Below are 14,319 nucleotides of genomic sequence, written 5' to 3' on the forward strand. Positions count from 1 at the left end.
TTCCAGGGGAAACACATCCCTTTAAAAGAGGTGGTTATCATGAGTATTCTCATCAAAAACGGCCGCGTTATCTACGGGGAGGACTTTGAGGTCGTCAAGGCCGACGTTCTCATCGAGGGAAACCGCATTGCCAAGGTTGCCAAGGATATAAACGAGGCCGCCGATACCGTCATCGATGCGAAGGGAAGGGTCGTTTCCCCAGGTTTCATAAACCTGCATACCCACTCCCCGATGGGCCTCTTCCGCGGTCTCGCCGACGATTTGCCCCTCATGGACTGGCTCCAGAACCACATATGGCCACGTGAGGCGAAGCTCACTCGCGAATACACCAAGGTTGGAGCATACCTCGGCGCGCTGGAGATGATAAAGACCGGTACCACGGCTTTCCTCGACATGTACTTCTTCATGGACGCCGTTGCGGAGGCCGTTCTTGACTCCGGGCTGAGGGGCTACCTCTCCTATGGGATGATAGACCTCGGCGACCCCGAGAAGACGGGGAAGGAGATAAAGGAGGCCCTCCGCACGATGGAGTTCATCGAGAAGCTCAACTCGGAAAGGGTTCACTTCGTCTTCGGGCCGCACGCCCCTTACACCTGCTCTATAGCCCTGCTCAAGGAGGTAAGGAAGCTGGCGAACGAGCACGGCAAGCTCATCACTATCCACGTCAGCGAGACGATGGCCGAGATAGGCCAGATAAGCGAGCGCTACGGAAAGAGCCCCGTTGTTCTCCTCGACGAGATAGGCTTCCTGGGGAGGGACGTCATCATAGCCCATGGCGTCTGGCTCGACAGCAGGGACATACAGATACTCGCGAGGCACGGCGTTACGGTAGCCCACAACCCCGGCTCAAACATGAAGCTCGCGAGCGGTGTAATGCCCCTCCAGAGGCTCCTGAACGCGGGTGTGAACGTTGGCCTCGGCACCGATGGGAGCGCAAGCAACAACAACCTCGACATGCTCGACGAGATGAAGCTAGCCGCTCTGCTCCACAAGGTTCACAACCTCGATCCAACGGTTGCCGATGCTAAAACTGTCTTCAGGATGGCGACTCTCAATGGGGCCAGAGCTTTGCGCCTCAACGCCGGGGTCATGAAGGAGGGCTACCTGGCGGACATAGCAATCATCGACTTCAACCAGCCCCACTTGAGGCCGATTAACAACGTTATAAGCCACCTAGTATACTCGGCCAGCGGCAGCGACGTCGAGACGACGATAGTCGACGGAAAAATCCTCATGCTCGACCGCGAGGTCTTAACGCTCGACGAGGAGAAACTCCTTGATGAGGCCGAAAAAACGATAGAGAAGCTGGTCTAGAGACTCGCCAGCCAGTCGGGGTCGATGTTCACCCTCTTTTCTCCCCATGCTTTGAGCGCCCTGTACATGGCTGCCCCGGCGATGGCTGAGAGCACGCTTGAGATGCCCGTTATGATGCCGTCAAGCAGGCCCGCCAGCAGGGCCCCAATGAAGCCTCTGGCAACAAAGGAGGCCAGGAAAACAAGCCCCCCTGCTGCGGCCCCGATGCCGACGATGATCGCCCCCATCAGCGCCCCGAAGACGAAGACTTCTTTAGCGTTGTCCAGTGCGGTGCCGATGATCCCTAGACCCTCACCGAAGTCTTGGCTCCAGATGTACGCCGGGATCATCATAGTGATTATCCCCATCAGGAAGATCGCAGGGGGCAGTCCAAGCACTCCCGCCACTACGTATTTTGTCGTTCCTGAGAGCGCATAATAAGCCAGTATCGCCGGGAAGAGCATAAGGCCGCCGACTACGAGGATTACGATTCCATAAACTATGCCCACCAGGAGGGCCAGTATGCCACCCCTCAGGGACTCCCTTATGAGGGCTGACTCCTCGAATGGTATTCCCTTTTTGTGATAGTAGAATGCCCTGGTGGGGTAGTAGATCACGGTGAGCTTTATCAGCAGGGCCATAAGGGCCAGCAAAATCGCGATGCCAATGCCGAAACGGGGAGTGTACGCCGCTGGTTCCACGTTTGAATCAAGCCCGGAGATGGCCAGGAGCGTACCGGATATTCCCGATGCCGCAACTGGATACCTCCACAGCTTTTTGTCTTCGGAAATCGATGAAATAGCCTCTGTCACTGCTTCAAATGCCCTCATCCCACCACCGTTGTTTATGGGCCTTTACACTATTTAATGTTTACTGTTTTAAGTTGTATGTCATGGGGAGAGATACTGAGTAACAACCCTCGCAACCGTTAAATCACCTATGAGTAATCGGTAAAACGGTGATTGCGATGCCCTCCTTTGAGATTGTCCGCGGGGACATAACCCGCTTTCCGGCGGAGGCCATAGTGAACGCGGCCAACCGCTATCTGGAGCACGGTGGTGGCGTGGCCTATGCCATAGCGAAGGCCGCCGCGGGAAACGTTGATGAATACATCCGGATAAGCAAAGATGCTATGAAAAAACAGCTGGGAAAGAGCTCAATTGAGCACGGCGAGGTTGTCGTAACTCCTCCTATGAGGCTCGAAAAGTTTGGGATCAAATACGTCATTCACACGGTCGGGCCATACTGCGGTGGAAAATGGGACGAGGACAAAAAGGGGAAGCTCAGGAAGGCCATTCTCGGCGCCTTGAGAAAAGCGGAAGAGCTCGGTGTCAAAACCATAGCCTTCCCGGCCATTAGCGCTGGCATCTACGGCTGTCCTTTGGAGGAGGTCGTGAGGACGTTCAAGGAGGTTGTGGAGGGGTTCTCGAAGGGAGCGAGGAGTGTGGAGAAGGTCTATCTCGTGCTGTACTCGGGGGACGCATACCGGACTGCGTTAAGTGTTTTTGGGTTGAATCGAATGTCAAAAATGTTATAAGTTCTGAATTTATCATTTATTTTGGTGGTAATAGTGGCTTCCTCCTGTGAAGGAACCGTCAAGCGAATTGCAGTCGGTTTGATACTGCTGTATCTGACGGGCTTTTTAATCCTCTATTACTCCATCAGGAAGCTGATATGTCTTTCCGTGGATTGCAGAGGTTACCCCGGACCTGTTGCTTCAATGAGCCCTGTTTACGGGCTGGACATGGCGGTGGCGGTTTTTGTAGTTGGAACTCTGTTTCTACTTGTGATGCTATACCTGAGCTTCGGTTTTGATGGGGCTTCCTCTGAGAAAGAAATGGATGAAGATGAGAAAACATCTTCTGTGGAAAACAGTTCAGATTTGAAGGGGTGAAATTGAATGTCGTTGGAACGTGTGGCATATGCTGTTTTGGTTCTTTTCTTGGGTTTCACCCCCTGCTTCTCCTCTCGGTGTTGCTGGTTAGTGGGGCAATGACTGAAAATGATTTAACATGTTGAACCTAAGCACTCACGGTGGTGCCGATGCGAATTGAGGACGTTTACATCTGGGACATCAACGCCAAGTGGCTCGGCATAACTCCTTACCAGCTCATGGAGAACGCCGGAGCGGGTGTTGCCAGAGTTATAGAGGAGCGCTTTGGAAAGGGGCTGAGGGTAGCGGTTTTCTCCGGGACCGGCAACAACGGCGGCGACGGCTTTGTAACAGCGAGACACCTCAGCTTCGAGAACGACGTTACTCTCTTCCTCGTCGGAGATGAGACGAAGATAAGGAGCGAAGAAGCGAGACACAACTGGGAGACACTCAAGGGCCTGGACTTTGTGAAGATCAAAGTCCTCAAGGACTCGGCATACATTAAAGCCCTTGATTTGTCTGGCTTTGACGTTATCGTCGACGCCCTCCTCGGGGCCGGCACAAAGGGCGAGCCGCGCGAGCCGATACGCTCTGCAATAGAGAAGATTAACGAATACGCGGGAAGGGCGAAGATAGTCAGCGTTGACCTGCCGAGCGGTTATCCAAGTGGAGTTCGCGTCAATGCCGACTTCGCGGTGACCTTCCAGTGGGACAAGGAGGAGTATGAAGGCTTCGAGCGCGTTGTGGTTAAGATAGGTTATCCGAAGGAGCTCTACCACCTCGTTGGCCCCGGTGATGCGAAGTTCGCTTTAAGGAAGAAGGGCGAGCACAAGGGGCAGAACGGTAAACTGCTCATCATCGGTGGGAGTTCCAGCTATTACGGTGCTCCTTACCTTGCTTCCAAGGGGGCGAGCTACCTCGTCGATTTGGTTTACTTAGCGATGCCCTCCGAACCGGCGAAACGGATAAGCGACCCCGATCTGATACTCAGGCCAGTTGAGGGAAGAAACTTCTCGCCGGGGCACGTTGATGAGCTCCTGAGCATAGCTGAAAAGGCCGATGCCGTCGTCCTCGGCCCGGGAATCGGTCTCGCTGAGGAAACGAAGGAGTTCGTCAGGGAATTTGTAAAGCGCTGCGAAAAGCCGATGGTCATAGATGCCGATGCCCTGAAGGCAGTGGCCGAGGACTTGGGTGTTCTCAAGGGCAAGACCTTCGTCCTAACTCCCCACACCGGTGAGTTTAAGGTTCTCTTTGGGGTGAAGCCGGAAGGCTCCCTCGGAGAGAAAGCCAAGCTCGTAGGGGAGAAAGCCGGAGAAGTTGGGGGAGTAATTCTTCTCAAAGGTGCTTACGACATCATAAGCGACGGGAAAACCTGGAAGTACAACAGAACCGGTAACAGGGGCATGACCACCGGGGGAACCGGGGACGTTTTAGCGGGCCTCGTTGGAGCACTCCTTGCACTCGGCAACGAGCCGCTAAGGGCCGCTTCCGCTGGCGCTTTCCTCAACGGCCTCGCCGGGGACATGGTGAAGGGGGAACTCGGCGAGAACTTCACCGCTTTGGAGGTCGCGAAGAAAGTGCCAAAAGCTGTTAGATGGGTGGTGGAGTTCTGAGGTGGTACGATGGGGCGTTTTTTGAAGGCCTTCCTTTTCCTTGCCGTTGCATCTTTGGTTCTGGTTTCCTTTCTTATCCCCCTTTCGGGAGAGAAGTACCCGATAGAAGTCGAGGCCCACTTCAGCTCTCCCTTTGAGTTTGAGGGTGCGGAGCTTATGGCCGGCTATCCCAACGAGGTTACCCACGTGGCGCTCTTCAAGTTCAAGCGCTCAGGCGGGGGTAGAAGGGACTTTCGGCTCGTGGAGGCCTTTGACCTTCCCGTCGATTACGTGGTGGCGGAGATACGCGACGGAGGCTCACTCTACTGCAGGGCGGCCATTGAGGATGGACGATTTGTGATTCATGAAGAAAACTGCTTCCCAACCCTTGAAGACGCCCTCAAGAGGAGGATAACTCTGAGTTCCTGCATCAACGGCACTTACCTCGGCTACAAAATTGAAAGGAACTCCATCGTTTACTTTCTCTTCCAGGCTTCAAACGAGACAACCTGCGTGAACGAGAGCGTTGAAGTCCTTGGAAGAACGTGGGGGGTTTTCGCGGAGATAACCGGGACGAACGGGACCCTCCTTTGCCCGGTGGAGGTCATTAACGGGACGTATCTCACCGACGAGGTTGTTGCTGTAAACGAAGGATGGTGCGGGTGATGAAAATGGCCTCCGAAAATGCGGTTCGGGTGCTCATGTCGGTTCCGGCCGTTGTCCTTGCGGTTGCTCTCCTCGCGGTTAGAGGGTTTTCCCCTGGGACGATGCTCGTTCTGGTCCTTCTCTGGGTCACTGGCGTCCTCTTCCCCCGCGCCTGGGAGTTTCGGAACGGGAAACTGGATGGGGGCACTCTGATTCAGAACGTTCTCCTTTATGCTACTTTAACCGCCTTGGTGGGGGCAGAGTACTTCTTCCTTGAAGGGACTGTTTACGGCATTTCGAAAGAGATGGCGATGTTCTTCACGGCCTGGCTTCTCAGTGGGGTTTTTGAGTTTCTCTGGCCCGGATTCGCGAGAAAGGGAACCAATCAAGTGTCGTCGTAAACAGAAACGGGAAGAATAATAGGGAATGGGTGGGGGCAGGGTTCAGCCCACCCCACAGTAGCTCCAGACGGAGTAGCCATACTGGCCATTGGCCGGGTCGTGGGCAGGGGCCTCGAGGTAGACCCAGCCGCTGGAGGAGACGTACTTGTCCACCCAGCCGCCGAGGTTGCCGGTGTACTCGTGTATGCAGGAGCCGGCGAACTTCGGGACGTAGACCCACCTTCCGACCTTGCTTGAGCCGAGGTTGATGTAGGTTATCAGTCCCGGCTTGTCCCCGTAGCCGTTTCTCACGAAAATAAGCTCGTCGCTGTCGTAGTAGACTATGTCGGTGCTTCCCCCGGCGAGGTGGTCGTGTATCCAGATGAGGTTCCTGAGCCTGTCCTTGTTGAGCCACTCCTCGTAGTCGCGGTAGAATATGACGGGCTGACCCTCGTAGGTGAGGATAAACGCATAAGCTGGATACTTGTTCCAGATTATGTCGGTGTCGTGGTTTGCCACGAAAGTCACCGCCTTGAACGGGTCGCGGCTGACCACTGTTTGACCGTATCTGAGGGCATCAACGAGGGCAGGGATGTTGTTGTTATCGAAGGCCTCGTCCATCTTGTAGTAGAGCGGGAAGTCGAAGACCTTGGCGTTGCTGTTGTATGCCCAGTTCAGGAGTGCATCGACGTTGGTGTCCCAGTACTCTCCGACGGCCCAGCCTCCCCACCAGCTGAGCCAGTCCTTGACGACCCACGCTCCATAACCCTTGACGTAGTCGAAGCGCCAGGCGTCGATGCCGATGCTCCTGAGATAGGCGGCGTAGCTCTCTTGGCTGGCCCAGAGCCAGTACTGATCCCAGCTCTTCTCGTGGGCGATGTCAGGATAGCTCCCGAAGGTCCCTTCGTCGCAGCACTTGACCTCGTTGGGGTGGAAGTCAAGGTAGTTGGCCGTGTACTTGCCCGACGCGACCTTTGAGAAGTCGGTCCAGGTGTAGTCGTTCACGAAGGGGTTCCACTCCAGGTCGCCGCCGGCGCGGTGGTTTATCACGATGTCCGCTATCACCTTCATGCCGTAAGAGTGGGCGGTGTTTATCATGTTCACCAGTTCCTGCTTCGAGCCGAATCTCGTTTCTACCGTCCCCTTCTGGTAGTACTCGCCGAGGTCGAAGTAGTCGTAGGGGTCGTAGCCCATGGAATAGCCGCCGCTCATGCCCTTGCTCGCAGGGGGAATCCATATCGCCGAAATCCCTGCGCTCGCCCAGTCCGGTATCTTCTGGGCTATCGTGTCCCACCAGATTCCCCCGCCTGGGACGTCCCAGTAGAAGGCCTGCATTATGACGCCGCCGTTCTCAAGGGTTTCCGCCTTCGCCGGAACCGCCGAGACGCTGAGAAAGACCAGAAGTACTAGAATTGCCACCAACACCTTTCTGGCCATGGCAATCACCACCGGATGGTCAGAATATATCACCGGTGGTGAAATATTTAAACTTTGCCACTATTGTTCATTGTGGAACGTAAAAGAACACTGAATGGATGGTCAGAAATGAAACATCCCGTTTCAACGTTGAGTTTCTCTTTCCGTGAGCCTGGCCCTTTGGGATCGGTTGAAAAGAAAGGCGGGATAACAAGGCTCAGTCGTCTTCAATCATCCCTCGGACCTCTTGGGCCTTTCCGCACAGCTCGCAGCTCTGCATGAAGACGAGCATGTTGAGGAGGTGGAAGAGCTCTATCTCTGTCAGCTCTATCCCCGCCTGGGATATCCTCTTGAGAACTGGCTGGGAGTTGATCTCTATCTCGTCCAGGACCTCTTTGGCGAGTTTTACCAGCTCTGTCCGGTTCTTTATCTTGAAACCCGCTTTCTCTAGGATCTGAACGAGCTTCTCGGCCTCTACCTGGAGGTACGCCTGTCTGAACTTCTCTATGTTCTCGTCCGGGTCTGCCTTGATGAGGAACAGCCTGGCGGCCCTGGAGTAGACCCTCTCGTTTCCGTGGGCTTCTATTTCTTCAACGAGTCCTGCTCTCTCCAGGGTCTTGATATGGCGGTAGACTGTTGTTCTGTCCTTTCCCAGGGCGTCACTCAGTTCGTTTATGGTCATGGGTCTCTCTCTGAGGAGCTGGAGAATCCTGAAGCGCGTCTCTTCTGAGAGCACCTTCACCTTCTCGGGCTCTGTGATTATCAAAACTTCCCTCACTCAGTACTCCTCCAGTTTGTCCTGGGGGGTTTCTCCCTCCTCAACGATCTTCCTACCCGCTGCAACCATGTCTATGCTGTGGACGACTCCTCCAAACTCCTCTATCGTCCTGACTATCTCGTCGTAGTCGAGGTTGTCGCCGGCCATCGTTATCTTGACGTTCTCCGTCTCCTTGTCTATCTCCACCAGCGTTATGTTGACGCCATCGACCCCGTCGAGCTCGCTGAGTCCGAGCGCCAGCTCCGTCACCATCGGCTGATGTGGCTTAAGCACGTCCAGGACAAGAAGTCTTATGCCCTTCGCCATATCCCATCGCTTCTCCTTTCCCCGTCATTTTTTAAGTATTTCTCCCAGCTTCTTCAAGAGCGCCAGGGTCTCCTCGTCGCGGCCCATCCTGGCCATGGCCAGCCACTCGATGGCGTGGATTATGTCCTCGTTGGAGAAGTCCTTAAGCGCCTCTTCGTTGGCCTCGATCTCCTTGGATATCTCCGTCTTGAACTCGTGCTCCTTTTTGAGGAGCTCATCCATCGTATTGAGCAGCTCGTCGTCATCGAACTCATAGCCAAGGGCCTTGAATATCTCCAGCTTTATCTTGAGCCTTGAGCGGGCGAAGTACCTCAACTCCTCATCGCCGAGGTACATGTTGATGTAGAACGCATCGGCGGTCCTTCCGTAGTACTTCTCCACCAGGTTGCCCTTCATCTCCGTCCTCTTTACCTCGACCAGGCCGGCTTCCTTGAGCTTCTCGATGTGGTGGTATATCGTCTGGGGCGTCTTCCCCAGTATCTCGCTGAGCTGGGAGATGGTCATCTCCTTGTTGCGGAGCAGTCCGAGTATCTTCCTTCTCGTGTCCTCAAGCATCAGCTTTATGACTTCTGGGTCGGTTATGACCTTCACTTTCGCCATCTGGATCACCCAATTTAAACGTTCTAATGCTTCTTTTAACGTTATGGCATATAACCCTTTTGCTTTCCCCCGGTAGCTTTATATATGTAAAGGCCATGGTTCATTAAGAACCATTGATGGACAAAATATCCACTTCCCTGGATGTACCCATCTGGGGAGGAAGGCTTAAATATGGGCTCCCGAAAAACCTTCGGAGGTGGGTAAGATGGAGGCTCCAAAGCTCGATTTCCTGTTTTATCCAAAGAGCGTCGCGGTCATCGGGGCGTCAAACGTCCCTGGAAAGGTTGGAAACGCCATAATGCGCTCGATAACTCTTCGCTACGATGGAAAGGTCTACGCGGTAAACGTCAAGGGCGGCGAGGTCGAGGTCAACGGGAAGCGCTTTAAAGTTTACAGGAGCATTAAGGAGATACCTGACGAGGTTGATGTTGCAGTCATAGCGGTTCCGGCGAAGTTCGTTCCCGACGTCATTGACGAGTGCGGCGAGAAGGGCGTTAAAGGGGCTGTTGTCATCTCCGCCGGCTTCAAAGAGGCCGGAAGGGCCGAGCTTGAGGAGGAACTCGTTAAGCGCGCCAGGAAGTGGGGAATAAGGCTCGTCGGCCCGAACTGTCTCGGCGTGACGAACCTCGAGAACGGCTTTGACTGCAACTTCAACCCGCCGGAGAGGCAGGCCAGGCCAGCCTTCGGAAAGGTCGCCTTCATGAGCCAGAGTGGAGCGTTCGGCGCTGCAATCCTCGACTGGGCCGCCAGCCACAAGATAGGAATGAGCAAGTTCATCAGCCTCGGCAACATGGCAGATTTAGATGAGAGCGACTTCATAGCCTACCTCGGCCAGGATGAGAAGACCGGAGTTATCACCGGCTACATCGAGGGCGTCAAGGACGGTAGGAAGTTCTTCAACGTCGCCAAGGAGGTCACCCTCAGGAAGCCCATCATCATCCTCAAGGCCGGCAGGACCGAGGCCGGAGCTAAGGCAGCTGCTTCCCACACCGGTTCTCTGGCAGGCTCCTACAAGATATACGAGGCCGCGTTCGAGCAGACTGGTGTTCTGAGCGCCAAGAGCATGCGCCAGCTCTTCAACTACGCGAAGGCCTTAGCCATGCAGAAGCCGGCCAGAGGAAACCGCGTGGCCATAGTCACCAACGGCGGTGGAGCGGGAGTCATGATGAGCGACGGCCTGCTCGAAAGGGGAATGAAGCTCGCCGAGCTGAGCGATGAGACCAACGAGCGCTTTAGGAAGGACATCGAGGAAGGCAAGCTCCCGCACCACATGTCCTACAGAAACCCGATTGATGTCATAGGCGATGCCCCGTCGAGCCGCTATGAGATAGCCATGCGCTATGCCCTCGAAGACCCGAACGTCGATGTCCTCGTCGTCATAGCGCTCTTCCAGAGCCCAGCCCTCGATGAGGGAATCGTTGAGGCCATGGAGAGAATGCAAGCTTACGGCAAGCCGATAGTCTTTGTCGCTCCAGGTGGAGACTATCCGCATAAGATGGCCAGGAACATCGAGCTCAAGGGCGTTCCCGTCTACGAGACCGTCGAGGACGGCGTCGATGCGGTCTACGCCCTCGTCAAGTACGGCGAGTGGCTGAGGGAGAATGGAAAACTTTAAATCCCCTTCTTCCCTTTCTCTTCCCATGCGCGGTGGTCGTTTTTGGCCCTGGTGAAGCCTTCCTTTTCTGCCCCGGCTTAGTCCTGAGTTTCGTTTCCACTGGAAATGGAGGTGTTTTGAATGGACGACTTTAAGGTCACCCCATGGGACGTTGAGGGTGTTGTGGACTACGCGAAGCTGATAGAGGAGTTCGGAACCAGTCCGCTGACGGACGAGCTGATAGAGAAGACCGCAGAGCTGACGAAGAGCGAACTGCCGATATACTTCAGGAGGAGGTTCTTCTTCTCCCACAGGGACTACGACAAGGTTCTGGCTGATTACGAGAGTGGAAAGGGCTTCTTCCTGTACACGGGGAGGGGTCCGAGCGGCCCGATGCACATAGGCCACATCATTCCATTCTTCGCCACAAAGTGGCTCCAGGAGAAGTTCGGCGTCAACCTCTACATCCAGATAACGGACGACGAGAAGTTCCTCTTCAAGGAGAAGCTCACCTTCGACGACACCAAGAGATGGGCCTACGACAACATCCTTGACATCATAGCTGTCGGCTTCGATCCGGACAAGACCTTCATCTTCCAGGACAGCGAGTTCACCAAGATATACGAGATGGCGATACCGATAGCGAAGAAGATAAACTACTCGATGGCCCGTGCTGTTTTTGGCTTCACGGAGCAGAGCAAGATTGGGATGATATTCTACCCGGCGATTCAGGCGGCGCCGACCTTCTTTGAGAGGAAGCGCTGTCTCATTCCAGCGGCTATAGACCAGGATCCGTACTGGAGGCTCCAGAGGGACTTTGCAGAGAGCCTCGGCTACTACAAGACCGCTGCCATTCACTCCAAGTTCGTGCCAGGCCTCATGGGCCTTGAGGGCAAGATGAGCGCCTCAAAGCCTGAAACAGCAGTTTACCTCACCGACGACCCGGAGGAGGCGGGTAAGAAGATATGGAAGTATGCTTTAACCGGAGGCAGGGCAACCGCAAAGGAGCAGCGCGAGAAGGGCGGCCAGCCGGAGAAGTGCGTCGTCTTCAAGTGGTTCGAGATATTCTTTGAGCCGGACGACAAGAAGCTCATGGAGCGCTACCACGCGTGCAAGAGCGGTGAGCTACTCTGCGGCCAGTGCAAGCGCGAGCTGATTGAGAGGGTTCAGGAGTTCCTGAAGGAGCACCAGAAGAAGCGCAAAGAAGCGGAAAAGAAGGTCGAGAAGTTCAAGTACACCGGCGAACTGGCGAGGGAGCAGTGGGATAAATCAATTCCGGAGCCGCTGAGGGTTTAGAACCCCCACCCTTCCTGGAATTCATTTTCTCCGCTTTCTTCGACTTCTCCCGTCTCCATTTCCACTCTGAACGGCTCTTCGGCTTTAACGTCCGGCCTCAGCCTTATGTCGAGGATGGCGCGCAGTGTGAATTCACCGTGCCCCATAATGAGAGTCTCGCCTCCGAGGCTGCCCGCCAGGCTCCTCGGGCTGACCGTTTTGTAGTTTCCGACGACCACCGTGCTCTCCTCTGGCAGCATGAGGGTGCTGAACTCGAAGGACGTTCCGGCCCCCAGAATCTTTTCGAAGCTGAAGCCCTCCGTCGTAAGCGCCACCTTTACCCGCCTCGCCTTCGTGAGGGTTGAGTACACGCTTCCCCTGATGAGTTTTCCGTCGCCCCTGAAGCTCACCTGGGCGGAGTCCTCCTGCGTTGAGACCGTCACCGTGCCCTCACCTTCCACACGCCCTTTGCTGGTCAGGAAGAGGAGCACCACGTCCCTGTACGGCTCGCTCAGCACCCTGACCGCCGGCGCCCTGATGAATCCGGTGCCGTCCGAGTAGACCGCGGCCTTGAACTCTCCATCGATGAACGGGATCCGCGGGCCCCGGGACATCCTCTCGGCCGTGAACTTTCTGCTCACGTGGTAGGTCCTGTTCTTTCCTCCGCTCCACCAGCCCCTCATCTCCAGAACGCCAACCTCGAAGTCCATCTCGCCTGGAATGGAAACTGCCGAGTCCGAGAACTCTGCGGCAGAGAAGAACGCTTCCGCTTTCTTTGATGCGGAGCGAACCCGTATTACGCCGTAGAGCCCGCCCCCGAATATCAGGAGCGCGAACGCGATGAAGAGCATCAGAAACAGCGTCCCCCCGGCAGCGCTCAGGAACATGTAGATCAGAGGCGCCATGAACGCCACCATGAAGATTAGTATGAATACCACCGCCAGGGTGCTTCCCCTGTCCCTGAGAACGACGACTTTCATGATGTCCACCAATGGGCTTCGGAGGGGTTGTTTATTACATTTTTCTTTTGATAGTCTCGCCGCTCACGGGGGGTGCAATGATTAGCTCAATGAGTAACTAAACAACCGAGACCTTTTTAAGTCTTGCCAGTGTAATAAGGCCTCGAAGAGGCTACCGTAAAACAACCCCACTAAGAGGGGTTTCACGTTACCCTCCAGCATTAGAGGGTTGACGCTGTTAAGCGTCCTTTCAAAACCGCCTTTGAGCAGTCAAAACCTCTGAAGGGTGGCCGTTGAGCGATAACCCCGAGCGGGTTTTTACCCGTAGGGGTAACGGGCCCGAGACCGGGCCTGCGGGCCGAGCCGAAACTCGCGAGAGGAGTAGGTGATGGGCCCGCGAACCGAACCGCCCCTTCACGGCGGGGAGGAGGTCAGCTTTCCCGCGAGCGGTTTATAACCCCTGCCCCGAATTTATGCCGGTGTTGCATCATGGTGCGCCTCCCCTTCCGTGACACGTACTACGAAATCAGGCCGAGCAAGATAGTGGCCCTTGCCAAGAACTACGCAGAACACGCTAAAGAGATGAAGGGCAATGTCCCTGAAAGGCCGGTCTTCTTCCTCAAACCACCGAGTGCACTGATAGGGCCCGGCGAGCCGATAATACTGCCGAGGATGAGCAAAAGGGTTGACCACGAGGTTGAGCTGGCGGTGATAATCGGGAAGCGCGGGAGGAGAATCCCGAGGGAAAAGGCGTTCGATTATATCCTCGGCTACACGATACTCCTTGACATAACGGCGAGGGACCTTCAGGCCGAGGCGAGGGAGAAGGGTCTCCCATGGACGATAGCGAAGGGCTTTGACACCTTTGCCCCGGTCGGGCCGAGGGTGGTTGACAGGCGCGAGCTGAACATAGCAGACCTTGAAATCGGCCTCAAGGTGAACGGCCAACTCAGGCAACTCGGAAGGACGAGCGAGATGGTCTTCAAGGTCCCGGAGATAATCGAATACATCTCGACCATAATGACACTCGAACCCGGCGACATAATAGCGACCGGAACCCCGGCCGGAATAGGCCCGCTCAGGCACGGCGACAGGGTTGAGGCGTGGATTGAGGGAATCGGGAAAGTTGAATTCGACGTTCTGGCCGAGGGCTCGATACTCTGCTGAAAAACTTTTTTAAGTTTTTAATCTTTAACTGTCTCCGGTGGTGTTATGAAGAGGGTGCGTTTGGGGGTCGTCCTCCTGCTGGTTCTCTCTGTTGCGATGGCTGGCTGTCTGGACAACAACTTCGTCTACGCCAGGGGAAAGAGCGTTCCGGCCGGGGAGAGCAGAGAGTGGCCCTTCAGGGGTCCGGCGAACCTTAGCGTTGAGATAAGCTCCAGCGTTCCGGTTGAGGTGAAGGTTGTCTCCCCCGACGGAACCGTGCTGAGGGATTTTGGAACCGTCAGGGAAGTGAATGGGGTCGTTGAACTTCCTGAGGGTAGATGGAAGGTCGTGGTGAAGAACCCCGGCAATGAGACCGCGGTCATTGACGTGACCATTAAGGCCTGAGCCTTCGTTTTTTCCCGGGCTTTTCCTAAATCGCTTCAGCCTTTTCAAGTTTCAACT

Annotated in this window: 16 protein-coding genes; 10 read left to right on the forward strand and 6 right to left on the reverse strand. The window is 55.3% G+C overall.

Going from position 1 to position 14,319, the window contains the following annotated elements; genetic code table 11:
- The first annotated feature begins 39 nt into the window (after nt 1-39).
- Entirely contained in the window at nt 40-1,314 is a 1,275-nt protein-coding gene (locus TIRI35C_RS10875) for an amidohydrolase family protein (RefSeq protein WP_188202844.1), read from the forward strand.
- Here the strand turns inward: TIRI35C_RS10875 and TIRI35C_RS10880 are convergent.
- On the reverse strand, nt 1,311-2,123 hold the full coding sequence (locus TIRI35C_RS10880; RefSeq protein ID WP_246454774.1) for a hypothetical protein: 813 nt from the start codon (nt 2,121-2,123) through the stop codon (nt 1,311-1,313). The genes TIRI35C_RS10875 and TIRI35C_RS10880 overlap by 4 nt on opposite strands.
- Before the next feature lie 137 nt (nt 2,124-2,260).
- On the opposite strand from TIRI35C_RS10880, the gene TIRI35C_RS10885 reads away from it, so the two are divergent.
- The 5 genes from TIRI35C_RS10885 (at nt 2,261) to TIRI35C_RS10905 (ending at nt 5,804) form a co-directional block, all read left to right on the forward strand.
- On the forward strand, nt 2,261-2,830 hold the full coding sequence (locus tag TIRI35C_RS10885) for a [protein ADP-ribosylglutamate] hydrolase (protein WP_188203254.1): 570 nt from the start codon (nt 2,261-2,263) through the stop codon (nt 2,828-2,830).
- A gap of 24 nt (nt 2,831-2,854) precedes the next feature.
- A complete protein-coding gene (locus TIRI35C_RS10890; RefSeq protein WP_188202845.1) occupies nt 2,855-3,187 on the forward strand; it encodes a hypothetical protein in 333 nt (110 codons plus the stop codon).
- A 149-nt stretch (nt 3,188-3,336) separates the two neighbouring features.
- The gene (locus TIRI35C_RS10895; protein WP_188203255.1) at nt 3,337-4,779 is read left to right on the forward strand and encodes an NAD(P)H-hydrate dehydratase; all 1,443 of its coding nucleotides are present in this window, start codon (nt 3,337-3,339) and stop codon (nt 4,777-4,779) included.
- A gap of 9 nt (nt 4,780-4,788) precedes the next feature.
- Nucleotides 4,789-5,424, forward strand: a complete 636-nt coding sequence (locus TIRI35C_RS10900) for a hypothetical protein (protein ID WP_188202846.1) — start codon at nt 4,789-4,791, stop codon at nt 5,422-5,424.
- Nucleotides 5,424-5,804 (forward strand): hypothetical protein, encoded by a 381-nt coding sequence (locus TIRI35C_RS10905; protein WP_188202847.1) that lies wholly within the window; start codon nt 5,424-5,426, stop codon nt 5,802-5,804. The genes TIRI35C_RS10900 and TIRI35C_RS10905 overlap by 1 nt, the downstream gene beginning before the upstream one ends.
- Before the next feature lie 42 nt (nt 5,805-5,846).
- Here TIRI35C_RS10905 and TIRI35C_RS10910 read toward each other — a convergent pair whose 3' ends face one another.
- The 4 genes from TIRI35C_RS10910 to TIRI35C_RS10925 all read right to left on the reverse strand — a co-directional run bounded on the left by TIRI35C_RS10910 (nt 5,847) and on the right by TIRI35C_RS10925 (nt 8,883).
- Nucleotides 5,847-7,220: an alpha-amylase gene (locus TIRI35C_RS10910; RefSeq protein WP_188203256.1), complete on the reverse strand. Its 1,374-nt coding sequence runs from the start codon at nt 7,218-7,220 to the stop codon at nt 5,847-5,849.
- 196 nt (nt 7,221-7,416) lie between these two features.
- Nucleotides 7,417-7,977, reverse strand: a complete 561-nt coding sequence (locus tag TIRI35C_RS10915; protein WP_188202848.1) for an ArsR/SmtB family transcription factor — start codon at nt 7,975-7,977, stop codon at nt 7,417-7,419.
- Complete coding sequence (locus tag TIRI35C_RS10920; protein ID WP_058939297.1) at nt 7,978-8,283, reverse strand: DUF211 domain-containing protein; 306 nt, start codon at nt 8,281-8,283, stop codon at nt 7,978-7,980. It lies immediately after the preceding gene.
- A gap of 24 nt (nt 8,284-8,307) precedes the next feature.
- Nucleotides 8,308-8,883, reverse strand: a complete 576-nt coding sequence (locus TIRI35C_RS10925; RefSeq protein ID WP_188202849.1) for an ArsR family transcriptional regulator — start codon at nt 8,881-8,883, stop codon at nt 8,308-8,310.
- A gap of 205 nt (nt 8,884-9,088) precedes the next feature.
- Between TIRI35C_RS10925 and TIRI35C_RS10930 the strand changes: the two genes are divergently transcribed.
- Nucleotides 9,089-10,498, forward strand: coding sequence for an acetate--CoA ligase family protein (locus TIRI35C_RS10930; RefSeq protein WP_188203257.1), 1,410 nt, complete (start codon nt 9,089-9,091; stop codon nt 10,496-10,498).
- A 120-nt stretch (nt 10,499-10,618) separates the two neighbouring features.
- Nucleotides 10,619-11,773, forward strand: coding sequence for a tryptophan--tRNA ligase (locus tag TIRI35C_RS10935; protein WP_188202850.1), 1,155 nt, complete (start codon nt 10,619-10,621; stop codon nt 11,771-11,773).
- Here TIRI35C_RS10935 and TIRI35C_RS10940 read toward each other — a convergent pair.
- Nucleotides 11,770-12,732, reverse strand: coding sequence for a hypothetical protein (locus TIRI35C_RS10940; protein WP_188203258.1), 963 nt, complete (start codon nt 12,730-12,732; stop codon nt 11,770-11,772). The genes TIRI35C_RS10935 and TIRI35C_RS10940 overlap by 4 nt on opposite strands.
- A gap of 468 nt (nt 12,733-13,200) precedes the next feature.
- On the opposite strand from TIRI35C_RS10940, the gene TIRI35C_RS10945 reads away from it, so the two are divergent.
- Nucleotides 13,201-13,878, forward strand: a complete 678-nt coding sequence (locus TIRI35C_RS10945) for a fumarylacetoacetate hydrolase family protein (protein WP_188202851.1) — start codon at nt 13,201-13,203, stop codon at nt 13,876-13,878.
- A gap of 45 nt (nt 13,879-13,923) precedes the next feature.
- Complete coding sequence (locus TIRI35C_RS10950) at nt 13,924-14,262, forward strand: hypothetical protein (protein WP_188202852.1); 339 nt, start codon at nt 13,924-13,926, stop codon at nt 14,260-14,262.
- Nucleotides 14,263-14,319 lie beyond the last annotated feature (57 nt).

This window comes from Thermococcus camini (genome assembly GCF_904067545.1).
Lineage (GTDB): Archaea > Methanobacteriota_B > Thermococci > Thermococcales > Thermococcaceae > Thermococcus > Thermococcus camini.

What these genes read in the sequence shown, in the direction of transcription:
- TIRI35C_RS10910 (WP_188203256.1), bottom strand. Translation starts at nt 7,220, where the DNA reads ATGGCCAGAAAGGTGTTGGTGGCAATTCTAGTACTTCTGGTCTTTCTC.
- TIRI35C_RS10940 (WP_188203258.1), bottom strand. Translation starts at nt 12,732, where the DNA reads ATGAAAGTCGTCGTTCTCAGGGACAGGGGAAGCACCCTGGCGGTGGTA.
- TIRI35C_RS10930 (WP_188203257.1), top strand. Translation starts at nt 9,089, where the DNA reads ATGGAGGCTCCAAAGCTCGATTTCCTGTTTTATCCAAAGAGCGTCGCG.
- TIRI35C_RS10885 (WP_188203254.1), top strand. Translation starts at nt 2,261, where the DNA reads ATGCCCTCCTTTGAGATTGTCCGCGGGGACATAACCCGCTTTCCGGCG.
- TIRI35C_RS10880 (WP_246454774.1), bottom strand. Translation starts at nt 2,123, where the DNA reads ATGAGGGCATTTGAAGCAGTGACAGAGGCTATTTCATCGATTTCCGAA.
- TIRI35C_RS10920 (WP_058939297.1), bottom strand. Translation starts at nt 8,283, where the DNA reads ATGGCGAAGGGCATAAGACTTCTTGTCCTGGACGTGCTTAAGCCACAT.
- TIRI35C_RS10925 (WP_188202849.1), bottom strand. Translation starts at nt 8,883, where the DNA reads ATGGCGAAAGTGAAGGTCATAACCGACCCAGAAGTCATAAAGCTGATG.
- TIRI35C_RS10945 (WP_188202851.1), top strand. Translation starts at nt 13,201, where the DNA reads ATGGTGCGCCTCCCCTTCCGTGACACGTACTACGAAATCAGGCCGAGC.
- TIRI35C_RS10895 (WP_188203255.1), top strand. Translation starts at nt 3,337, where the DNA reads ATGCGAATTGAGGACGTTTACATCTGGGACATCAACGCCAAGTGGCTC.
- TIRI35C_RS10935 (WP_188202850.1), top strand. Translation starts at nt 10,619, where the DNA reads ATGGACGACTTTAAGGTCACCCCATGGGACGTTGAGGGTGTTGTGGAC.
- TIRI35C_RS10905 (WP_188202847.1), top strand. Translation starts at nt 5,424, where the DNA reads ATGAAAATGGCCTCCGAAAATGCGGTTCGGGTGCTCATGTCGGTTCCG.
- TIRI35C_RS10875 (WP_188202844.1), top strand. Translation starts at nt 40, where the DNA reads ATGAGTATTCTCATCAAAAACGGCCGCGTTATCTACGGGGAGGACTTT.
- TIRI35C_RS10900 (WP_188202846.1), top strand. Translation starts at nt 4,789, where the DNA reads ATGGGGCGTTTTTTGAAGGCCTTCCTTTTCCTTGCCGTTGCATCTTTG.
- TIRI35C_RS10950 (WP_188202852.1), top strand. Translation starts at nt 13,924, where the DNA reads ATGAAGAGGGTGCGTTTGGGGGTCGTCCTCCTGCTGGTTCTCTCTGTT.